Origin of the sequence: Streptomyces sp. NPDC088817, assembly GCF_044750345.1 — a bacterium.
Classification (GTDB): domain Bacteria; phylum Actinomycetota; class Actinomycetes; order Streptomycetales; family Streptomycetaceae; genus Streptomyces.
This window is the reverse complement of the sequence record NZ_JBIVJN010000024.1, coordinates 22,610-42,430: the sequence shown is the minus strand read 5'-3', so window position 1 is coordinate 42,430 and position 19,821 is coordinate 22,610. Positions and strand designations below refer to the sequence as shown.

Sequence of the window (19,821 nt, the reverse complement as noted above, 5' to 3'; positions counted from 1 at the left end):
CGGGCGGAAGCCCTGCTCGGTCGCCAGTCACAACCCCTCGCGGACCTCGCCGAGCGGGATACGCAGGTGGAGGCTTCGCTCACGCGGGTCAAGAACGAGCCGGACCTCGTGGCGCCTGGCTGGACGCTGTACTCGATGTGCCGGGAGTCGGTGGAGTTCTGGCAGGGTGACAGACAGCGTCGGCACACCCGGCTCGTCCACGTGCCGTCACCCGACGGGTGGAGCAAGCAGATGCTGTGGCCGTAATCCACGACAGCCGGGTGAGGTCACCGGTGTGGTGGGCGCCATTCGAAGAGCAGGATGGTCGCGTCGTCCCGTAGCCGGTTGCGCTGGTGGTCGAGGATGGCGTGGATGAGCAGCCGGAGCACTTCGGCCGGGCGCTGGCCCGCGGCGGAGGACCGGATGATGAAGTCGGTGAACCGGTCGAGGCCGAACTCCGCGCCGTCCGTGTCGCGGGCCTCGACGACACCGTCGGTGTAGAGCAGCACGCAGTCGCCCGGTTCGAGTTTCGTCTCGTGCACCTGCCGTGCTGCCGGGGCGAGTTGCCCGGCCAGTCCGATCGGCGGCTGCGGGGATCTGTCCAACGCCCCGTCGAGCACCCGCTCGGCACGGATCAGCAGCGGCGGCGGGTGACCGCAATTGACCCAGCGCAGCACCCCGGTCTGCGCGTCGAGCCGGCACAGCACGCCGGTGCAGAACTGGTCGGGAAGCCACTGGGCGAGCGCCTGGTCGACGGAGGCGACGACATCGGGCAGGTCGCAGCCGCCGCGGCGGGCGTTCCGCGCCGCGGCCATGGCGACCGACGCGGTCAGGCCGGAGGTCAGATCGTGCCCCATGGAGTCGAGGATCAGGGTGTGCAGCACGTCCTTGACCACCGAGTGGTCGAAGGCGTCGCCGGCGACGTCGTACGCCGGTTCCAGCACCGCGGTGGAGACGCACCTGCTGCTGCCGATGGTGCGGGGTGGCAGGAAGGCCCGCAGCATCTCGGTGGGCAACTGCATGGTCGCTGTGCGGGTACGGGCGGCGAGCCAGTCGCTGTAGGCACGCTTGGAGGTGATCAGCATGGCGAACAGATGGGCCAGGATCCGGCTGCGGCGCATACGCGCCCCGTCGAGCGCGGCCGTCCGCACCTCCAGCACGCCCAGCCGCTCCGCACCGTCGACCAGGGGCATCCAGATGATCACGCCGTCGTCGGCGTCGGCCACCCGCGGGGAGACGGTGCGGTACGCCCAGCCCGCCGGAGAGTCGGCCACCGGCAGCGGCTCCAAGGCCTCGTCGAGTGGGATGAGCAGTCGTTGTTGCAGGTCGACGAGGTGGATCAGGGCGGTGTCCAGGCCGAGGGCCGAGGCGCACCGGTTCGCCAGTGCGGGCAGTTCGACGGGCAGGGCCATCTGCGCCTCGATGATCAGCTCCTCCAGCCGATTCTCATCGACGGCGGTGTCGGCACCGGCGGGGGCATGCGGTGGGTCCGACACGGAGATCACCCCTTCCGTGCCCAGTCTCGCACCGATTCCGACCTCTCTCACGTGAGGGTCTCGCCGGGCACACGGCGCGGTGCCCCTGCCGGCAGGGGCACCGCGCCGAGCCGTTCTCCGAGCGTCACCAGGTGAGGGCATCGTCCATCGACTGCTGCCAGTAGGTGACGTTGAGCGAGTCGTCGACGTAGGCGCCCGTCGCGGGCAGCGACGGGTGGGCGCCGGCGCCCACGCTCTCGTTGCCGGAGGGGCCGTGGAAGTAGACGGTCAGCGACTTCTCGATGCGGCCGTGCGAGCCGCTGCCGTCGGCGGCCGACAGCTTCACGGAGGCGTAGCCGGACTCCCCCGGGGCGAGCGTGACGACGGCCTGCGGCTTGGAGTCCTCCACGACCGGCGGCACGGCCTGGGCCTCGCCGAAACGCAGCGCCGGGTACGTGTAGAGGTAACAGGGCCTGCTGCCGGTGTTGGTGACGGTCAGCAGCATGTGGTTCACGGGGCGGTTCAGCGGAGCCGCGACGGTCTTGGTGTTGGAGCCCTCGCAGGTGACCGGCTTGCTGGAGGAGACCGGAGTCTTGGTGGCGGGGGTGTTCGCCGCCGGCTTCGAGCCGGCGGGCGCGGGCTGCGCGGCGGAGGAGGGAGAGGACGACGAGGGCGAACCGTCCGCGGGCGCCTCGGGCGCAGGGGCGCTTTCGGAAGGCGACACGGTCGTGGACGAGCCCGCCGAGCCCTCGTCGTTGACGCCCGCTCCGTCGTTGCACGCGGTCAGGGGGAGCGCGGAGAGAACGACGGTCGCGGCGGCGCGGACGAGACGGGTACGGGAGGTTCGGAATCCGGACATGTGGCTGTGCCCCTTCGCTGTTCGGGTGGGTGTGCTGCTTGGATGGCTGGAGCTTGTGGGGTGATCCGTCCCAACCGCCAGGCACGATGGCCAGTTGGGGACGCTGGAACGCCGAAACATGCTTTGACCAGGGGGAATACGGTGTCCTTGGAACGCGTGAATGGGACACGGGGAGATGGAGGAACGGGTGTCAGGGGCGTCAGGGGCCGAGAGGACGGACGAGTTCGCGACACTGCTGCGGGAGCTCAAGGACCGCTCGGGACTGAGCTACGGGGTGCTGGCCAAGCGGTTGCACATGAGCACCTCCACGCTGCACCGCTACTGCAACGGGACCGCGGTGCCGAACGAGTACGCGCCGGTGGAGCGCCTCGCACGGGTGTGCCGGGCGACGCCGCAGGAGCTCGTGGAACTGCACCGGCGCTGGATCCTGGCCGACGCGGCACGGGGACGCAGAGTGGACCAGGCCGCGGCGGAACGAGAGCGGGCGACACGGGCGGAGGCGGGCGACGCCACCACGGATTCGCCTCCGGCCGGGGATTCTTCCGAGAAGGCCGGTTCGGCCGGGACCACTCCCGCGGCCGCGGACAGACCGGGTGAGGGCGATGAGCAGCGTGAGCCGGTTGTGGTCGACGTGACGCCGGGGCGCGCGCGGCCACGGCGTCGTACCGCGCTGATCGCCTGCACCGCGGTGGCCGCCGCCGTGGGAGCCGTGGTGCTCGCCGTCGTGCATGAGCCATCAGGGGGAGACAGGAACGACACGCAGAACCAGCAGGCAGCCGGTGCCTCCGCGATCGATGGCACGGCCGACGTGAAGGAGCCGCCCTCCTCCCCGGCCACGAGCGCGCGGAGCCGCACGCCGTCCGCACTGGAGTCCGCGCCGTCGTCCGCCTCCGCCACCGGGCCCGGCAGGGCCGGCTCCGGCGCCTCGCAGGGCGGCGGCAAGCAGGACCCGGCCAAGCCCACCGGTGCCGTGCCGCTCACCGTCGGCACCCGCCCCTACGTCTACGACAGCCCGTGCAGCCAGCACTTCCTCGTCGACAGCGCACCCGAGCAGGTCGGCCCGCCCGCGAACGAGCAGGACGCCCCGCGCTGGGCCGCCGCGTACGGTGCGGTCTCCTCGGGCGAACAGCGGATCGCCCTCACGGTCCAGGGCACCGGCGGGGAGACTGTCGTCCTGGAGGCGCTGCACATGCGCGTCGTCACCAAGGGCGTGCCGCTGACCTGGAACGACTACGCGATGGGCGTCGGCTGCGGCGGCGGCGTGGACACCAAGTCGTTCGACATCGACCTGGACAACGGCAGTCCCACGGTGACCGTCAAAAACGGCCAGCGCGACTTCCCGTACAAGGTCAGCGAGTCCGACCCCGAGGTCTTCTACGTCACCGCCCACACCAGGGCGCACGACGTCCGCTGGGACCTCACCCTGGACTGGTCCAGCGGCAGCCGCCACGGCACCGTGCACATCGACAACCACGGCACACCGTTCCGCACCAGCGGCAACGTCGGTCGTCCGGGCTACGACTACCCGCTGGGCGGCAGCGACTGGATCAAACGGGAGGGCTGACGGGGAGGGCAGGCGCTCGCGGCCTGTCAGGGGGCGGCGAGTGCCAGCACGAGTGAGGCGGCGGCGAGGGCGAGGTAGGCCCCGGGGAAGACGATGTTGTGGTAAACGGCCGCCCTGATGTGGGCGGCCAGGGCGCCGACGTAGAAGAGGACGAGCCCGCCCGCGGCGGCCACGCCGATGAACGGCACGCCCAGCAGCCCCAGCAGCAGTCCGCCCGCCCCCGCTGCCTTCAGCACGGCGAGCGCCGGGATCCAGGTGGGCTCCACGCCGACCTCGGCGGAGTTGACGCGGACGAACTCCGCCCGCGCGAGGTCCGCGACGGCGATGGCGGCGTTGGCCAGGATGGTGACGACTGCGACGACGACGAAGGCGGTGTCCATGTCTCCACCCTCGCCGTGGATCAGTCAGCACGTCCAATACCTGTGTGTATAACCTGGTGGCATGGATGTGGACATCCGGCTGCTGCGGTACTTTCAGGCCGTGGCGGAGGAAGGGACACTCACCCGCGCCGCCGGGCGGCTGTACGTCTCGCAGCCCGCGCTGACCAAACAGGTACGCCGGTTGGAGAACGAACTCGGGGTGCAGTTGTTCACCCGGTCGCGCACCGGCATGGCCCTCACCGAGGCGGGCCGCGCCCTGGCGGCGAACGTTCCGGACGTGCTGGAGCGCTGGGAGCGCGCGCTCCGCGACACCCGCCGCGCGGCCGGCCGCGCCGCCCGAGTGCTCCACGTCGGGTTCCTGGCCGGCGGCGCCAACGAGGCCACCCCCAGGATCGTCGCGGAGTTCGCACGCCGGCGGCCGGGCTGGCGGGCCGAGATGCGTCAGGCGCCGTGGTCCGACCCGACCGGTGGACTGGCAGCAGGCAGCGTCGACGTCGGCCTGCTGCGGCTGCCCTTCCCCGGCCAGAAGGCGTGGCGGGTCGTGGAGCTCTTCAGCGAGCCGCGCTGGGTGGCCCTGCCCGCGGACCATCCCCTGGCCGCCCGTACGACCGTTCCGTTCCGTGAGCTGTGGGACGAGCCGTTCGTGGCCGCACCGGCCCGGACAGGCGCGTGGCGGGACTACTGGCTGGCCGCGGACGAACGGGAGGGCCGCCCCGTACGGATCGGAGCCGTCGTCGATCAGCCCGACGACTGGCTCGGTGCCATCGCCAACGGCTACGGCGTCGCCCTCGCACCCGCGTCCGCCGCGCGGTTCTACGCCCGTCCGACCGTCGTCTACCGGCCGACCGAGGGGGTGAGCCCCAGTTCGGTCGGCGTGGTCTGGGCTCCGACCGACGACGCCGACCCGGTCGTGCGGGACTTCGTGAGCTGCTGCGTCGACGCCGTGGCGGCCACGATCCCGGACGGTGGGACGCCCGGGAAACCGCACGCCTGAGGGCGGCCCGGAGGGTGGGCCGTAGGCCGGTCAGCCTGCCTGGCTGCTGTCCTTGTACGCGCCCCAGCCGTGCCAGCGCTCGACCTCGATCCAGGCGCTGACCCGTGCCCGGTCCCGTTGGGCGTAGGGCTTGCCGAGGTACTGCCGGCTGAGCCGGTCGATACCGTCGAAGTCCGGGTCGTCCCGGATCTCGGTGGCCCGGCCGACGAGGCTGATGTGGTTGTACCAGTTGCCTTCGTCCAGCACGGTGAGGGCGACCCGTGGATCGTTGCGCAGATGCTCCAGGCGCTTGCGGCCCTCGTCCATGTTGACGAGGACGCGGCCGTCGTCCTCCCACAGGTACCAGGTGGCGGTGGAGACGGGCTGGCCGTCCGGCCGGAGCGTGGTGATTACCGCCGGATTGGCCTTCTTGACCATGCCGATCGCATCGGGGGTGAGCGGAGGCTTCGACATCGTGCTTCTCCTCGACATCCGGTGCTGTGGGGCGAGAGCGCTGTCCTGTGACGGCGGATGTTGAAATCGTGCCGTCGAAGGCCGAGTGCGGCAACGCCGTCGCCGGGCCGGCAGGTCAGCCGGGGCCTGGCGAGGGGCGCAGGGCGAGGAGGGCGGCGTCGTCGGTGCTGTCGGCGGCCAGTCCGCCGAGCAGTTCGTCGCAGAAGGTCTCCAGGGGTTCGCGGGACAGTGCGGCGGTGTGCTGGCGCAGCCGGGCGAATCCGCGGTCGAGGGATTCGGAGCGGCGTTCGATCAGGCCGTCGGTGTAGAGCAGCAGGGTGGAGTGCGGCGGCAGGTGGTCGACGGCGGTGGGGCGCTGGTGCTGGGGGTCGAGGCCGATCAGTAGTCCCGCGCCGGTTTCGAGGTAGCGGGTGTCGCCTTCGGCGGTGGTGAGCAGGGGTGGCAGGTGTCCGGCGCAGGAGTGGTGCAGGGGCCAGGGGCCGTTGGGGTGAGGGGGGCCTTTGACGAGGGCGTAGATGCAGGTGGCGGTCGCCTCGTGCTGGAGTGTGTGGCTGGCGATGTCCAGGCGGCGCAGGACTTCGCCGGGGGGTTCCTGGCGGTCGACGGCGATTCCGCGCAGCATGTTGCGCAGGGCGCTCATGTCGATGGCCGCCTGCAGGTCGTGGCCGGTGACGTCGCCGATGACCAGGGCGGTGTTGCCCCGCGGCAGGACGAAGGCGTCGTACCAGTCGCCGCCGACCTGTGCGACGGTCTGGGCGGAGGCGTAGCGGGCGGCGATCTGAAGGTTGTGGACGTGGGGCAGTTCGGGTAGCAGGGCGCGTTGGAACCGCTCGGCGATGCGCTGGGTCTGCTGGTACAGGCGCGCGTTGTCCACTTGTACGGCCAGGCCGCGGACCAGGTCCTCGATGAGGGGGAGGTCGGCGTCGGTGAAGGGGTGGTGGGGGTCGGTGCGGGCCACGGTCAGGGCGCCGAGGACCTCCCGTCGGGCCCGTAGTGGAGTGATGACGGCGCTGCAGGCGGCGAGCTGCTCGAACAGTTCCAGCTGCCGCGCGTGCAGCGGGTTCACCGCCCGGTTCGGCGGGGAGATGTCGGCGAGCAGCAGCGGGCCCGCCCCGCGCAGCACCCGGGGCAGCGGCCCGCCCGCGTTGTCCGGCACCTGCGGAAGCGGCCCTTCGTAGCCGCCCGGCACCAGCGCCTCGGGCGTGCGGTGGACGACGACGGCCCGCTCCAGCCGGCCGCACTCGTCGAGCAGGTCGACCACGCACCAGTCGCCCAGCCGCCCGGTCAGGACTCGGCACGCCCGCCGCAGCCCGTCCAGCAGGTCCAGCGTGCTGGCCAGTGCCGCCTCGGCGTCCGCCAGCAACGCGAGACGGTCCAGTCGCGCCCTGCCGGGCTCGTCCTTGCTCACCTCCTACGTCTTCCCCGCCCTCGACCTGCCACGACAGGAAGCTTGCTCCGACTGTTCGCCCTCGCCCTGTCACGACAGGTCCACGCCGCGGACAGCGGCCGTGGCCTGTGAGCCAGCCCGCGAGTGCGGCCGGGGCCGTCCTGGTGAGCATGCGTGCCGGGTTGTGCGGGGTGAGGTGGCGATGACGTCCCGGTCGACCCCGCGTGCGACGAGCATCTCGCCGAAGACGGTGGGAACGTGGGCGAGGCCGTTGCCGCCGTGCCGGGTCCACATCTGTTTGAGGAACAGGTCGTGGCTCAGCAGGACCTGCCCGGCGTGGCCGCGGTCGCACAGCAGCGCGACGGCGGCGGCGGTCGCGGCCGGAGAGGGCGACTCGCCCTCTCCGGGGAAGGCGATGTCCGTGCCGATCATGTCGAACTCGAGCCACACACCGCGGTCGGCCACCGAGTCCTGGTAGTCGGGGTCGGCGCCGGACGGGTCCATGTGCGCCAGCACGACCTTCGACGCGGGGACGCCGATCTCGTCGAGCACGTCGTGCGCCCGGCGCTGCCAGCCGGGCAGGTGGATCATCAGGGAGATGCAGGGTGGTCGAACTGGGCCAGGGCCGAGGCCCGGAGAGAGCCGCGCTCGGCGGCGGTGAAGTCGGGCGACACTCCGATCTCGCCGATGACGCCCGGGCGGACGCCGGTGTCCCCGACTCCGTGGGTGAGTTCGTGCCTGATCGCCGCCGCCTGCTCGTCGACCGTGGCTGCCGAGATCCGGGTGCCCTCGAACTTCTCCAGGTAGGCACCGCACCCCATCACGATGTTCAGACCGGTGCGCCGCGCGAGGTCCAGCAGGCGTAGCGGGTCGCGGCCGATGGCGGCGCTGGAGGTGGCGTCGACGACGGTGCGGCCGCCGACCGACTGGAAGACCTCGACCTCTTCTCGTACGTCCTCGACCCGCTTCGCGGTGACGTTGTCGAAGCAGCAGTAGGGGTCGTGCCGCAGTGCCCAGGCGGAGGAGGCGGTGACCGGCCGGTCGGGCAGGGACGCGGAGAACCGGTGGCTCGGCTTGTCGAGGACGCCCGACAGGTCGTTGAACAGATGCTCGTGCGGGAGGACGAGGCCGAGTCCGGCGGCGGGAACGGCTCCGGTGACGATCTGCGCGCAGTGCTGTTCGCCGGTCATGCTTCCTGCTCGGACGGGGTGGAGCGTGAGGGGATCATGCCGATGCCCGCCGCGGCGAGGGCGATGACGGTGCCGATGACGGTCACGGGGTGCAGGGGCTGGCCGACGGACGGGCTGATCACGTCGAGGACGAGCGAGCCGAGCAGCTGGCCGGCGATCGAGGCGACTACGGCGGCGCCTACCAGGCGACGACGTACCTCATCCAGCTCGGCCACCGGCACATCGCGCACATCGCCGGTCCCCGGGGACTGTCCACCACCCGCGACCGGTTGCGCGGCTACCGCGACGCGATGGAGCACGCCGGGCTGAAGGTCGAGGAGGAACTCGTCCTGCACGGCCCCTACACCGAGCAGTTCGGTGCCAGCACCTTCCCCTACCTCGCGCGCGCCGGCCAGCCGCCGACAGCGGCCTTCGTCGGCAGCGACATCGTCGCCGTCGGCACTCTCGGCGCCGCCGAGCTGCACGGACTGCGCATCCCGAAGGACCTCTCCGTGGTCGGCTGCGACGGAATCCGCGTCGGCGAGTGGCTGCGCCCGAAGCTGACCACGCTGCAGCAGCCGATCACCGACCTCGGCCGCACGGCACTGGAAACCGTGCAGAACCGGATCGAGAACCCGGACGGCGCCAGGGTGGCCAAGACCTTTCTCCTGCATCTGGTGGTCCGCGGCTCCGCGGTCGCACCGCGGCACTGACAGGAGACACACGCGTGCTTGATCCCATATCGCATCGTGGCCGCCGCGACCCGCCGGGCCGCCACGCATCCGGCCGACACCGATGTGCAACTCGTGTTCACCTTGGGCGAGGAGACCGGCTGTGAGGGAGCCGCCCGGCTGAACGGGCCGGCGGCCAGTCCGCTGCTCCTTGTGGCCGAACCCACCGCGAACCGAATCGTCCTCGGACACAAGGGCGCCTTGTGGCTGCGGCTCACCGCCGAGGGCCGCAGCGCCCACGGCTCCCGCCCGGAACTGGGGGACAACGCGCTGGCCAGGCTCGCGGCGGCGGCCGTGCGCATCCACGACCACCAGCACTGGCCGCACAGCGCGACGCACGGCCCGGCCACCGTCAACGTGGGCACCTTCCACGCCGGCGTCCAGCCGAACCTGGTCCCCGACCACGCCGAGCTGATGCTCGACATCCGCACCGTCCCGGAGTTCACCTCCGAGGACGCGCTTGCGGCGATCGAGGGGCTGGCCGGACCCGGCACCCGGATCGAGCGGGTGCTGGACCTGAACGGGGTGGCCACCGATCCCGACGAGGCCCTGGTCCGCGGCGTCTTCGACGCCCTGCGTCCCGCCGCCCCGGACGGGCAGCCGCAGTACGCGACCTACTTCACCGACGCCTCGGTCCTGGCCGGGAAGCTGGACTCCCCTGCGGTCGTCATCTACGGCCCGGGCGAACCCGAACAGGCCCATGTCACCGACGAGTCCTGCTCCACAGCCGCCATCTCCGAAGCGACCGAGGCCGTCCACCGGCTGCTCGCGTCCTGGGGTGGAGGGCACTCCTGAGGAGCAGCGCCCATTTCGAGCGCCGTGTCGGCGGCCCGGGCGGGGACACGGTCGGCCGGCCCGAAGGAACCGGGCCGGCTGGGATGTCGGGGCGTGTACGCCGTCAGGACACGGTGGCGGGCAGGGCGGCGAGCCAGTCGGTCAGGATCCGGTTGACCTCGGCGGGGCGTTCCTGCTGGATCCGGTGACCGCAGCGCGGAAGACGTCAGGCCGGAGCAGGGCCGAGTTCGCGGCGATGGTGGCGCCCCAGTCGTGGCCGACGACCACCGCCGACCGCACGCCCAGGGCGTGCACCACCGCGACGTTGTCCTCGACCAGGTCGAGCATCCGGTACGCCTCGGTGGCGGCCGGCTTGGAGGAGCGGCCGTAGCCGCGTACGTCAATGGCGACCGCAAACGGTATCCCGCCGCCGCGACCCGCGGTCCCCGGCTCACCGCCCATCTTGCGAAGGCCTGTTCCAGAGGGGGGTTCGTTTGCCGATTCGGCAGGACCGACCCTCGACGTCGGCACTCTTGCGCCGGTCAGGTCATGGTCCCGTGCAGGCGGGGCGTGGCCGACGAACCGGCGGCCGTGGGCACCCGACAGCCGGGCGTTGCAAGGCGCCCGGCTGTCTGGGCCGTGGTGGCCGGGAGGGGTACTACAGCGGTGTGACGTAGGCGCCCGAGATGCCGCCGTCGACGAGGAAGTCGGTGGCGTTCACGAAGGACGAGTCGTCGCTCGCGAGGAACGCGACCGCGGCCGCGATCTCGTCGGCCTCCGCGAAGCGCCCCACCGGGATGTGCACGAGGCGGCGCGCCGCCCGCTCCGGGTCCTTCGCGAACAGTTCCTGGAGGAGTGGGGTGTTGACGGGGCCCGGGCAGAGCGCGTTCACGCGGATGCCCTCGCGGGCGAACTGCACGCCCAGTTCACGCGACATGGCGAGCACACCGCCCTTGGACGCGGTGTAGGAGATCTGCGAGGTGGCGGCGCCCATGATGGCCACGAACGACGCGGTGTTGATGATGGAACCGCGGCCCTGGCTCCGCATGTAGGGGATGGCGGCCTTGCAACACAGGTACACGGAGGTCAGGTTGACCTCTTGAACCCGCCTCCAGGCGTCCAGGCCGGTCTCCAGGATGGAGTCGTCGTCCGGCGGCGAGATGCCCGCGTTGTTGAAGGCGATGTCGACGGAGCCGTAGGTGTCGAACGCGGTCTTGAACAGCGCCTCGACCTGCTCGGCGACGGTCACGTCGACCTTCACGAAGGTGCCCCCGACCTCCTCGGCGGCGGCCTTGCCCGCGCTCTCGTCGATGTCGCCGCAGACGACGTTCGCCCCCTCGGAGGCGAGGCGGCGCGCGGTGGCCAGGCCGATGCCGCTGCCCGCGCCGGTGATGACGGCGGTACGGCCGACGAGGCGGCGGCAGACGCTGCTGGTGTCGGTCATGAGTGTTCAGCCCTCCGTGGTGTCCGTGCTGGTGGAAACGTCGCTGATGAAGACGTTCTTGGTCTCGGTGAAGGCGGCGAGCGCGTCCGGGCCCAGTTCGCGGCCGAGCCCCGACTGCTTGTAACCGCCGAACGGGGTCCAGTAGCGGACGCTGGAGTGGGAGTTGACGGAGAGGTTCCCGGCCGCGACCGCGCCGGAGACGCGCAGGGCACGGCCCACGTCCCGCGTCCAGATCGACCCGGACAGGCCGTACTCGGTCGCGTTGGCGAGCCGCACCGCGTCGGCCTCGTCCTCGAAGGGCAGGACGACGGCGACCGGGCCGAAGACCTCCTCGGTGGCGATGGGCGCGGCCGGGTCGACGTCGGTGACGACGGTCGGGGGGAACCAGAAGCCGGGTCCTTCGGGCGCGCTGCCGCGGATCGCCTTCAGGTCGTCGGTGACGTAGGACCGCACGCGCTCCAGCTGGACCTTCGAGATCAGCGGGCCCATCTGGGTGCGCTCCTCGTTCGGGTCGCCGACGACGACGGACTCGACGCCGGGCGTGAACAGGTCCAGGAAGCGGTCGTAGACCGAGCGCTGGACGAGGATGCGGGTGCGGGCGCAGCAGTCCTGCCCCGCGTTGTCGAGGAACGACATGGGCGCGGCTGCGGCGGCGGCCTCGATGTCGGCGTCGGCGAAGACGATGTTGGGGCTCTTGCCGCCGAGTTCGAGGGTCACGCGCTTCACGCGAGCGGCGCACTTGGCCATGATCGCCTTGCCCACGCGGGTGGATCCGGTGAACACGATCTTGGCGACGCCGGGGTGCTCGACGAGTGCGTCGCCGGCCACATCGCCCGCGCCGGGCAGTACTTGGAAGAGGTGTTCCGGAAGGCCTGACTCCAGGGCGAGTTCGGCCAGCCGGAGTGCGGTCAGCGGGGTCGTCTCCGCGGGTTTGAGGAGGACGGCGTTGCCTGCCGCGAGCGCGGGTGCGGTCCCCCACGCGGCGATCGGCATGGGGAAGTTCCACGGCGCGATGACGCCGACGACGCCGAGGGGTTCGAGGATCGTGATGTCGAGTCCGCCGGGCACGGGGATCTGGCGGCCGGACAGTCGTTCCACTCCCCCGGCGGCGAAGTCGAGCAGATCGCGGGCGTTTCCCGCCTCCCAGCGTGCGTTGCCGATGACGTGCCCGGCTTCGCGCACCTCCAACTGCGCGAGCTCTTCGAGGTGTTCGTCGACCGTGACGGCGAAGCGGCGCAGCAGTCCGGCCCGGTCGGCGGGCGCGAGGGCGGCCCAGCGGGTCTGGGCCACGGCCGCGCGGGCGACGGCCGCGTCGACGTCCTCGGGCGTGGCGGCGGGGACGGTCGCGACGACTTCTTCCGTCGCCGGGTTCAGTACCTGGTGCTCGTGCACGTACGTGTCCATGTCCTCGTGGTCAGCGTGGTCCTCGTGGTCCTCGCGCTCGTACGACAAGAAGGGCCTCACATGCGTTCGAAGGAGCGGCGGAGTTCCCAGTCGGTGACCGCGGCGTCGAAGGCTTCGAGTTCGACGCGGGCCATGTTGCGGTAGTGCGCGACCACTTCGTCACCGAAGGCGGCCTTGGCGATCGGGCTGTTCTCCCAGAGCTCGGCGGCCTCGCGCAGGGTGGTGGGGACGTGTTCGTAGGAGGCTGTGTACGCGTTGCCCGGACAGGCGTCGGGCAGCTCCAGGCGCTGCTCGATCCCGTGGAGACCGGCGGCGATCAGGCCCGCGACCGCGAGGTACGGGTTGACGTCGCCGCCGGGCAGCCGGTTCTCGAAGCGCAGTGAACGGCCATGGCCGACGACGCGCAGCGCGCAGGTGCGGTTGTCGTGTCCCCAGGCGACGGCGGTCGGCGCGAAGGAGCCGGGCTGGAACCGCTTGTAGGAGTTGATGTTGGGGGCGTAGAGGAGGGAGAAGTCGCGCAGCGCGGCCAACTGGCCGGCGAGGAAGTGCCGCATCACCTCGGACATGCCGCCGGGTCCGTCCCCGGCCATGCTGCTGGTGCCGTCCGCGTCGGCGAGGGAGAGGTGGATGTGGCAGGAGTTCCCCTCGCGTTCGTTGTACTTCGCCATGAAGGTGAGGGCGTAGCCCTCCTGGGCGGCGATCTCCTTGGCGCCGGTCTTGTAGACGGCGTGCTGGTCGCAGGTGACCAGGGCCTCGTCGTACCGGAACACGATCTCGTGCTGGCCGGGGTTGCACTCGCCCTTCGCGGACTCGACGGTCAGGCCCGCCGCGCTCATCTCGTTGCAGATGCGGCGCAGCAGCGGCTCGATGCGGCCGGTGCCGAGGACCGAGTAGTCGACGTTGTACTGATTGGCCGGGGTGAGGTCCCGGTAATCGGCGTCCCAGGCCTGTTCGTAGGAGTCCTTGAAGACGATGAACTCGAGCTCCGTGCCGACGTTGGCCGTGTAGCCGAGTTCGGCGAGCCGTTCGAGCTGGCGGCGCAGGATCTGCCGCGGCGCGGCCACGACCGGTGTTCCGTCCTCCCAGGCGAGGTCGGCCATCAGCATCGCGGTGGCTCGGTTCCAGGGCACCCGGCGCAGGGTGGCCGGGTCGGGGCGCATGGCGAAGTCACCGTAGCCTCGGTCCCAGGAGGACATCTCGTAGCCTTCGACGGTGTTCATCTCCGCGTCGACGGCGAGGAGGTAGTTGCAGCACTCCGTGCCGTGCTGGAGGACTTCGTCGAGGAAGAAGCGGGCGGCGAACCGCTTGCCCTGGAGCCGTCCTTGCATGTCGGGGAAGGCCAGGACGACAGTGTCGATCTCACCGCTCGCGACGAGGGCGCGAAGCTCCTCGACACTGAGCGGGGGTGTGCGGTCTGCCACGGGAAAGCCTCCTTCGGTCAGCCGAGACCTAATAAGGTATTGCCGAGAACCATTGCTTGGGAAGGGGATGCGGCCAGATGTCGCAGACGGACGCGGGCGAGGGCGCCTCCACGGACGACCGGCTGTCTCCGGTGCTGCGGCCGGTGCGGGCGGGGAACGGTTTCGAGGAGGCTCTCGAACAGATACTCCAGGTCGTACGGCTCGGGCTGGTGCCCAGCGGCGAGCGGCTGCCGTCGGAGCGGGAGCTCGCGGACCGGCTCGGCATCAGCCGGGTGACGCTGCGCGAGGTGCTGAAGGTCCTCCAGGACCAGGGTCTGGTGGAGTCGCGGCGCGGCCGCTACGGCGGAACGTTCGTCCTGCCGAAGGCGGCCGCGCCCGGCGAGGGCGAGCTGCGCCGCCGTATCGAGGAGGTCGACGTCGAGGACGCCCTGCGGTTCCGGGAGGTGCTGGAAGTGGGCGCCGCCGGACTGTGCGCGGCGCACGGGCTCACCGACGAGCAGGCGGAGCGGCTGCGGGACGCGCTCGCCCGCACGCACGACGCGCCGCTCACCGAGTACCGCCGGCTCGACACGCTGCTGCACCTCACCCTTGCCGAGCTGGCCGGATCGCCCACCCTCACCGCGCAGTACGCGGCCGTGCGCGCGACCGTGAACGACCTGCTGGACTGCATTCCGCTGCTGGTCAGGAACCTGGAGCACTCGCAACGGCAGCACACCGCCCTGGTCGAGGCCGTGCTCGACGGGGACGCCGACGGCGCGCGGGAGATGATGCGCGAGCACTGCGCGGGCACGGCGGCCCTGCTGCGAGGCTTCCTGACGTGAGCAGGGCGTTCGGCGGCGACGTCGCGCACGGGACTTGATTTCCCGGCACAGCGACACAAAGGTATGAATCCGTTCCATGGAGTGCTTCGCAGCGCTCGCCGCAGCGGAGGCCGAGTGGGAACCCGGCTGAGAACCGTGAAGGAGCACACAGTGGGCAAGCCGCTCATCGGGGTCAGCACCTATCTGGAGTCCCGGGCGTCCTGGGGGGTCTGGGAGCTGCCCGCGGCGCTGCTGCCCGCCGGGTATCCGCGGCTGGTGCAGGCCGCGGGCGGACTCGCCGCCATGCTGCCGCCGGACGAGCCGTCCCACGCGGCGTCGGTGCTCGCCCGCCTCGACGGGCTGGTCGTCGCGGGCGGCCCGGACGTCGAGCCGCAGCGCTACGGCGCCGAGCGCGAGCCGCGCACCGGGCCGCCCGCGCGGGAGCGTGACGCCTGGGAACTCGCCCTGATCCGGGCTTCGTTGGACTCCGGCACGCCGCTGCTCGGCATCTGCCGCGGCATGCAGCTGCTGAACGTCGCGCTCGGCGGCACCCTCGTCCAGCACATCGACGGCCACACGGAGGACGTCGGCGTCTTCGGCGCGCACCCGGTGACGCCCGTGGCGGGCACGCGGTACGCGGCCGTGGTACCGGAGGAGACGTACGTCCCGACCTACCACCACCAGGCGGTGGACCGCCTGGGCGAGGGCCTGCGCGCCTCGGCCCACGCGACGGACGGCACGGTGGAGGCGGTCGAGCTGCCCGGCGACCGTTTCGCGCTGGGCGTCCAGTGGCACCCCGAGATGGGCGAGGACGTACGGGTGATGACCGCGCTGGTGCGTGCCGCGTCGGGGGGCTGAATCCGGGTGCTGTAACCCCCCGTGCGTCCGCGCGAGCTGGTCGCGCGCAGGCCCCGCGGGCCGATGCCCCGTGGGCGGGCGGCGGGTGACATGCGCGTTCCGGGGAGCGACTGCGCGGATTCGCAGGATCCCGTCGTGATCCGCACCTCGCCCTCGACGGACACCCAGGTGGTACGCCCTACTTCGGTGCCTGGAAGCCGCCGATCTTCTGCTCAAGCAATTCGGCCAGCCGCAGTGGGGTGCGGTCCTCGAACGTCGGACCGATGAGCTGCACTCCCACCGGCAGACCCTCGGGCGACCGGCCCGCTGGTATGGCGGTGGCGGGGAGACCGGGCATGGTGGCCAGACCGGCCCAGACGAGCTGGTCGAAGTACGGATACTCGACGCCGTCGATGTCGATCCGGCGTTTCATCAGGTCGGGGTTGTGGTCGTGCGGGAACGCGGGAGTGGGCGTGATGGGACACACCACGGCGTCGAACTCGGCGAAGAACTGCCGCCAGCCATGGCGGTGCAGCTCGCGAAGGCTGTTCGCCGCGATCCGGTCGCGGTGGCTGAGCACCATGCCGCGCAGCCGCGCCGCATCGAGACTCTGGTCGTCTGCGCTCAGTCCGGCGGCGCGGGCCTGCAACTGCTCGTACGCTTCGACGGGAAAACGTGCAACGGAGCCCGAAAACAGGAACGTCGTGTAGAGCACCGCGGCTTCGACCAGATCGGGCAGCAGCGGACTGTCCCGCTCGACGCGGGCACCGCCGTCGGCAAGCGCGTCGGCCACCCAGCCCACGCCGGCCCGCACGGCGGACCCGGTCGGAATGAGCGGATGCTCGTCGAGGACCAGGATCCGGATGTCGCGGAGCCGTTCGTGACGCGCGGGCGGCAGCGTCAGGCGGTGCGCCACGCCCAGTGTCAGCGGGTCCGGTCCGGCCATGACGTCGAGCAGGAGCGTGAGGTCGCGAGCGGTGCGCGCCATCGGACCGACGACGGCGAGGTCGTGTTCGACCGGCAGGGCGGGCCCGGGCGGCGGGACCATGCCGCGGCTCGCCGCCAGCCCGAGGGTCGGCTTGTGCGCGTAAATGCCGCAGAAATGCGCGGGGGTGCGCAGCGAACCGGCGAGGTCGGAGCCGATGGACAGCGCGCCGAATCCGGACGCCAGGGCCGCCGCCGAGCCGCCGGAGGATCCGCCCGACGTGCGACGGTGGTCCCACGGGTTGTTGGTGGTGCCGTAGATCTCGTTGAAGGTCTGTATGTCTTGCAGCCCCACGGGCACATTGGTCTTGCCGAGCACCACCGCGCCCGCGGCCCTGAGCCGTGACACCTGCACCGCATCCTTTGCCGGCATGAAGTTCCGGTGCGGCGGCAGACCCCAGGTCGTGGGCAGCCCGGCGATGTCGTACGACTCCTTGACCGTCACCGGAATGCCCAGCAGCGGTCGGTCCTCACCGCGGGCACGCGCCCGGTCGGCACCGCGCGCGGCGGCCCGTGCACGGTCGAAGTCCGGCACACAGATCGCGTTGATCGCGTCGTCGTCCCGTTCAATACGGGCGATCGCCTCGTCGGTCAGTTCCGCCGAGGTCACTTCACCGGCACGTAAGGCAGCCGCGAGTTCTTCGGCCGTCGGAAAATTCGACTCCATGAATCCGACCGTAGGGGCCGGTGGAAGAGGGCACGAAATGCCGCTTCGCACAACGGGGTGGATCTCTCCATACTCCGGGTTGTCCGTGAACTCCCCCGGAATTGTCCGTGATCGGTAACGGACGCATCCCGTGGGCGCCGTTCCTCGTCCTGCCAAGTGGTCGGAAGGCGACCGAGGATCGGCGAGGAACTGCGGGAAAGCGGGGCGGACATGGCACGGCACGGGAGCGGGCACGGCTGGTACGGCAAGGTGGCCGGGGCGGCGCTCGGGGTGACGGTGCTTGCCGCCGGTGCCTCGTTGTGGACCGCGCAGGCCGATGCCGTGCGCGGCCCGTCACCTCGGGCCGCCGCGTCGGCCACGCCGGGCAGTGACGTCAAGCCAGTGGCGGAGACCATCGCGCACGCCTCGGAGCAGGGGGCGCGTGGCCTCAACATCACCATCGACGACGGGCCCGACCCCGTCTATACACCCCAAATGCTCGACATTCTGCGGGAGTACGGGGTGAAGGCGACGTTCTGCATGGTGGGGCCGCAGGCGCAGGCGCACCCGGACCTCGTGAAGAAGGTCGTCGCCGAGGGGCACCGGCTGTGCGACCACACCGTGTCCCACGACACCTCCATGGACAACAAGTCCGAGACCTACCAGTCGCAGCAGATCCTCGACGCCGAGCGCATGATCACCGAGGCGTCCGGGGGCGTACGGCCGATGTACTACCGGGCGCCCGGCGGGGCCTTCACCCCCTACAGCCGCAAGCTCGCCGCGTCCCGGGGCATGCGCCCGCTGGGCTGGAACGTGGACTCCAAGGACTTCGAGCGGCCGGGCACGGACGCCATCGTCGCCACCGTCGAGCGGGAGCTGCCCAACGGGCCGACTCTCCTCTTCCACGACGCCGGCGGCGACCGCTCCCAGACCGTCGAGGCCCTGCGCCGGATCCTGCCCCGACTCAAGGAGCAGGGCTACTCCTTCGGCTTCCCGACGCGCTGAACCCGGCTCTGGCCGCTCACGATCCCGCGGGGGCGGCTTGTGCGAGCTGCTGAAGAGTCATGGGACCGCAGGTCGCCTCCTCGCCCCGTGCCGGCGAACGTACGGCCCCGGGTGTCGATGGCGCGTAGGTCGCCGACGAGATCCGCCAGGTCGTGGGCGAAGGCAACCGATTCGCCCGGGTCCTCGTCGTCGGCGACGGTCCCCGGAAGCCAGGTCTGCACCGACCAGGGAAGCGGGTGGCCCGGCCCGGGTTCACCGAGCGCGACCGGCTCGGGCGTGGGGAAACGAATGCTGCCCACCAGCTCACGAGCGGCCTCCGCCTCGCTCTCCAGCCGGCGTCCCGCCGACTCGGCGTCCGCGGATTCGAGAGGGAATCGGGCTGCGAACCGATCGCCGATGCGGAAGATCGCGTTGACCGTCCCCTGCTCGGCGATGCCCCTGACGGGCAGGCTCCGCCACTCGGGGAACTGCTGATTCACCAACGCGCGCACCGTCGCAGGTGACACCGTCAGCTGGTGGGGGTGCATCTTCACGCCGAAAGCATCGGCATCACGGTCTTCGACCGCAACCACGTTTCCCTTGCGCCGCCACCCGCGCTGTGCCGGACAGCCACGGTTGCGTCACGCTGGAAGTACGGGCCGCGTGGTGCCCGTGCCGTTCCAGTCGGTGAGCAAGGTGAGGCAGGTGAGGTGCTCATGGCCACTCTCGACATCCGTGACCTGCACTGTTCGGTCCACACCGACGCCGGGCCGCGCGAGATCCTTCACGGGGTCGACCTGGCCGTACGCCAGGGCGAGACCCACGCGATCATGGGCCCCAACGGCTCCGGCAAGACCACCCTCGCCTACGCACTCGCCGGCCACCCGAAATACATGGTCACCTCCGGCAGCGTCACCCTGGACGGCGAGGACGTGCTCGCGATGAAGGTCGACGAACGGGCGCGGGCCGGGATCTTCCTCGCCATGCAGTACCCCGTCGAGGTTCCGGGCGTATCCATGACCAACTTCCTGCGCAGCGCCGCCACCGCCGTCCGCGGCGAGGCCCCGAGGCTGCGCACCTGGCTCAAGGAGGTCCGCGAGGCGATGGAACGCCTCCGGATCGATCCCGCCTTCGCCGAGCGCAACGTCAACGAGGGCTTCTCCGGAGGAGAGAAGAAACGCCATGAGATCCTCCAGCTCGAACTGCTCAAGCCGAAGATCGCGATCCTGGACGAGACCGACTCCGGTCTGGACGTCGACGCGCTGCGCGTCGTCGCCGAGGGCGTCAACCGCGTCCGCGCCACGGGACAGGTGGCCACCTTGCTGATCACGCACTACACACGCATCCTGCGCTACGTCCATCCCGGCCACGTCCACGTCTTCGCCGACGGTCGCATCGCCGACTCCGGCGGCCCCGAACTCGCCGACCGGCTGGAGGACGAAGGCTATGAGGCGTACGTGAAGGGCACGGCGCAAGGCTGAACGACCCGGTCCCCCCTGCTCCCGGGCCGATCACTCGGCTGCCCGGCCCCGCGCC

Annotated in this window: 21 protein-coding genes and 1 pseudogene; 9 read left to right on the top strand and 13 right to left on the bottom strand. The window is 71.2% G+C overall.

Translation table 11 applies throughout. The annotated features are described in order from the left end of the window. The first annotated feature begins 66 nt into the window (after positions 1-66). Positions 67-246 carry a pyridoxine 5'-phosphate oxidase C-terminal domain-containing protein gene (locus tag ACIP4X_RS33030; RefSeq protein ID WP_401351924.1) on the top strand — a complete coding sequence of 60 codons (180 nt, stop codon included), beginning with the start codon at positions 67-69 and terminating at the stop codon, positions 244-246. 20 nt (positions 247-266) lie between these two features. Here ACIP4X_RS33030 and ACIP4X_RS33025 read toward each other — a convergent pair whose 3' ends face one another. Then, entirely contained in the window at positions 267-1,475 is a 1,209-nt protein-coding gene (locus ACIP4X_RS33025; RefSeq protein WP_358735543.1) for a PP2C family protein-serine/threonine phosphatase, read from the bottom strand. 124 nt (positions 1,476-1,599) lie between these two features. After that, on the bottom strand, positions 1,600-2,313 hold the full coding sequence (locus tag ACIP4X_RS33020; RefSeq protein WP_358735545.1) for a DUF4232 domain-containing protein: 714 nt from the start codon (positions 2,311-2,313) through the stop codon (positions 1,600-1,602). Between the two features lie 187 nt (positions 2,314-2,500). Between ACIP4X_RS33020 and ACIP4X_RS33015 the strand changes: the two genes are divergently transcribed. Next, complete coding sequence (locus tag ACIP4X_RS33015; protein ID WP_391455758.1) at positions 2,501-3,877, top strand: helix-turn-helix domain-containing protein; 1,377 nt, start codon at positions 2,501-2,503, stop codon at positions 3,875-3,877. 26 nt (positions 3,878-3,903) lie between these two features. Here ACIP4X_RS33015 and ACIP4X_RS33010 read toward each other — a convergent pair whose 3' ends face one another. Then, the gene (locus ACIP4X_RS33010; RefSeq protein ID WP_358735548.1) at positions 3,904-4,257 is read right to left on the bottom strand and encodes a DoxX family protein; all 354 of its coding nucleotides are present in this window, start codon (positions 4,255-4,257) and stop codon (positions 3,904-3,906) included. A gap of 61 nt (positions 4,258-4,318) precedes the next feature. On the opposite strand from ACIP4X_RS33010, the gene ACIP4X_RS33005 reads away from it, so the two are divergent. Continuing rightward, positions 4,319-5,251: a LysR substrate-binding domain-containing protein gene (locus ACIP4X_RS33005; protein WP_391455755.1), complete on the top strand. Its 933-nt coding sequence runs from the start codon at positions 4,319-4,321 to the stop codon at positions 5,249-5,251. 30 nt (positions 5,252-5,281) lie between these two features. On the opposite strand, the gene ACIP4X_RS33000 is transcribed toward ACIP4X_RS33005, so the two are convergent. From ACIP4X_RS33000 to ACIP4X_RS32985, 4 genes are all read right to left on the bottom strand, one after another. Continuing rightward, a complete protein-coding gene (locus tag ACIP4X_RS33000) occupies positions 5,282-5,704 on the bottom strand; it encodes a PPOX class F420-dependent oxidoreductase (protein WP_358735550.1) in 423 nt (140 codons plus the stop codon). A gap of 115 nt (positions 5,705-5,819) precedes the next feature. Continuing rightward, positions 5,820-7,112, bottom strand: coding sequence for a PP2C family protein-serine/threonine phosphatase (locus tag ACIP4X_RS32995; protein ID WP_401351917.1), 1,293 nt, complete (start codon positions 7,110-7,112; stop codon positions 5,820-5,822). A 69-nt stretch (positions 7,113-7,181) separates the two neighbouring features. Beyond that, on the bottom strand, positions 7,182-7,682 hold the full coding sequence (locus ACIP4X_RS32990) for a hypothetical protein (RefSeq protein ID WP_401351914.1): 501 nt from the start codon (positions 7,680-7,682) through the stop codon (positions 7,182-7,184). After that, positions 7,682-8,281: a hypothetical protein gene (locus ACIP4X_RS32985; RefSeq protein ID WP_401351911.1), complete on the bottom strand. Its 600-nt coding sequence runs from the start codon at positions 8,279-8,281 to the stop codon at positions 7,682-7,684. Before ACIP4X_RS32985 ends, ACIP4X_RS32990 begins: the two co-directional genes overlap by 1 nt. A gap of 89 nt (positions 8,282-8,370) precedes the next feature. Here ACIP4X_RS32985 and ACIP4X_RS32980 point away from each other — a divergent pair, with 89 nt between their 5' ends. Further along, positions 8,371-8,973, top strand: a complete 603-nt coding sequence (locus ACIP4X_RS32980; protein ID WP_401351908.1) for a substrate-binding domain-containing protein — start codon at positions 8,371-8,373, stop codon at positions 8,971-8,973. 18 nt (positions 8,974-8,991) lie between these two features. Beyond that, complete coding sequence (locus tag ACIP4X_RS32975) at positions 8,992-9,786, top strand: M20/M25/M40 family metallo-hydrolase (RefSeq protein ID WP_401351905.1); 795 nt, start codon at positions 8,992-8,994, stop codon at positions 9,784-9,786. Positions 9,787-9,945: 159 nt separating this feature from the next. Here the strand turns inward: ACIP4X_RS32975 and ACIP4X_RS32970 are convergent. The 4 genes and pseudogenes from ACIP4X_RS32970 to ACIP4X_RS32955 form a co-directional block, all read right to left on the bottom strand. After that, positions 9,946-10,208: pseudogene (locus ACIP4X_RS32970) on the bottom strand (alpha/beta fold hydrolase); the annotation flags it as partial. Between the two features lie 215 nt (positions 10,209-10,423). Then, positions 10,424-11,209 carry a 3-oxoacyl-ACP reductase gene (locus tag ACIP4X_RS32965; protein ID WP_401351902.1) on the bottom strand — a complete coding sequence of 262 codons (786 nt, stop codon included), beginning with the start codon at positions 11,207-11,209 and terminating at the stop codon, positions 10,424-10,426. A gap of 6 nt (positions 11,210-11,215) precedes the next feature. Then, positions 11,216-12,613, bottom strand: coding sequence for an aldehyde dehydrogenase family protein (locus ACIP4X_RS32960; RefSeq protein ID WP_358735620.1), 1,398 nt, complete (start codon positions 12,611-12,613; stop codon positions 11,216-11,218). A 56-nt stretch (positions 12,614-12,669) separates the two neighbouring features. Then, entirely contained in the window at positions 12,670-14,034 is a 1,365-nt protein-coding gene (locus ACIP4X_RS32955; protein WP_401351899.1) for a glutamine synthetase family protein, read from the bottom strand. Between the two features lie 77 nt (positions 14,035-14,111). Here ACIP4X_RS32955 and ACIP4X_RS32950 point away from each other — a divergent pair, with 77 nt between their 5' ends. Further along, positions 14,112-14,855: an FCD domain-containing protein gene (locus tag ACIP4X_RS32950; RefSeq protein WP_358735563.1), complete on the top strand. Its 744-nt coding sequence runs from the start codon at positions 14,112-14,114 to the stop codon at positions 14,853-14,855. A gap of 150 nt (positions 14,856-15,005) precedes the next feature. Further along, a complete protein-coding gene (locus ACIP4X_RS32945; RefSeq protein WP_358735564.1) occupies positions 15,006-15,692 on the top strand; it encodes a gamma-glutamyl-gamma-aminobutyrate hydrolase family protein in 687 nt (228 codons plus the stop codon). A 178-nt stretch (positions 15,693-15,870) separates the two neighbouring features. On the opposite strand, the gene ACIP4X_RS32940 is transcribed toward ACIP4X_RS32945, so the two are convergent. Continuing rightward, positions 15,871-17,322: an amidase gene (locus ACIP4X_RS32940; protein WP_401351896.1), complete on the bottom strand. Its 1,452-nt coding sequence runs from the start codon at positions 17,320-17,322 to the stop codon at positions 15,871-15,873. A gap of 210 nt (positions 17,323-17,532) precedes the next feature. Here ACIP4X_RS32940 and ACIP4X_RS32935 point away from each other — a divergent pair, with 210 nt between their 5' ends. Then, entirely contained in the window at positions 17,533-18,306 is a 774-nt protein-coding gene (locus ACIP4X_RS32935; protein WP_358735566.1) for a polysaccharide deacetylase family protein, read from the top strand. Here ACIP4X_RS32935 and ACIP4X_RS32930 read toward each other — a convergent pair. Beyond that, a complete protein-coding gene (locus tag ACIP4X_RS32930) occupies positions 18,279-18,833 on the bottom strand; it encodes a phosphotransferase (RefSeq protein WP_401351987.1) in 555 nt (184 codons plus the stop codon). The genes ACIP4X_RS32935 and ACIP4X_RS32930 overlap by 28 nt on opposite strands. A 168-nt stretch (positions 18,834-19,001) precedes the next feature. Here ACIP4X_RS32930 and sufC point away from each other — a divergent pair, with 168 nt between their 5' ends. Next, a complete protein-coding gene (gene sufC, locus ACIP4X_RS32925) occupies positions 19,002-19,766 on the top strand; it encodes a Fe-S cluster assembly ATPase SufC (protein ID WP_401351891.1) in 765 nt (254 codons plus the stop codon). Positions 19,767-19,821 lie beyond the last annotated feature (55 nt).

Excerpts from the sequence above, each read along its gene's own strand:
- ACIP4X_RS33020 (WP_358735545.1), bottom strand. The coding sequence starts at position 2,313 with ATGTCCGGATTCCGAACCTCCCGTACCCGTCTCGTCCGCGCCGCCGCG.
- ACIP4X_RS33010 (WP_358735548.1), bottom strand. The coding sequence starts at position 4,257 with ATGGACACCGCCTTCGTCGTCGTCGCAGTCGTCACCATCCTGGCCAAC.
- ACIP4X_RS33005 (WP_391455755.1), top strand. The coding sequence starts at position 4,319 with ATGGATGTGGACATCCGGCTGCTGCGGTACTTTCAGGCCGTGGCGGAG.
- ACIP4X_RS33000 (WP_358735550.1), bottom strand. The coding sequence starts at position 5,704 with ATGTCGAAGCCTCCGCTCACCCCCGATGCGATCGGCATGGTCAAGAAG.
- ACIP4X_RS32990 (WP_401351914.1), bottom strand. The coding sequence starts at position 7,682 with ATGATCCACCTGCCCGGCTGGCAGCGCCGGGCGCACGACGTGCTCGAC.
- ACIP4X_RS32985 (WP_401351911.1), bottom strand. The coding sequence starts at position 8,281 with ATGACCGGCGAACAGCACTGCGCGCAGATCGTCACCGGAGCCGTTCCC.
- ACIP4X_RS32965 (WP_401351902.1), bottom strand. The coding sequence starts at position 11,209 with ATGACCGACACCAGCAGCGTCTGCCGCCGCCTCGTCGGCCGTACCGCC.
- ACIP4X_RS32960 (WP_358735620.1), bottom strand. The coding sequence starts at position 12,613 with ATGGACACGTACGTGCACGAGCACCAGGTACTGAACCCGGCGACGGAA.
- ACIP4X_RS32950 (WP_358735563.1), top strand. The coding sequence starts at position 14,112 with ATGTCGCAGACGGACGCGGGCGAGGGCGCCTCCACGGACGACCGGCTG.
- ACIP4X_RS32940 (WP_401351896.1), bottom strand. The coding sequence starts at position 17,322 with ATGGAGTCGAATTTTCCGACGGCCGAAGAACTCGCGGCTGCCTTACGT.
- ACIP4X_RS32935 (WP_358735566.1), top strand. The coding sequence starts at position 17,533 with ATGGCACGGCACGGGAGCGGGCACGGCTGGTACGGCAAGGTGGCCGGG.
- ACIP4X_RS32930 (WP_401351987.1), bottom strand. The coding sequence starts at position 18,833 with ATGCACCCCCACCAGCTGACGGTGTCACCTGCGACGGTGCGCGCGTTG.
- sufC (WP_401351891.1), top strand. The coding sequence starts at position 19,002 with ATGGCCACTCTCGACATCCGTGACCTGCACTGTTCGGTCCACACCGAC.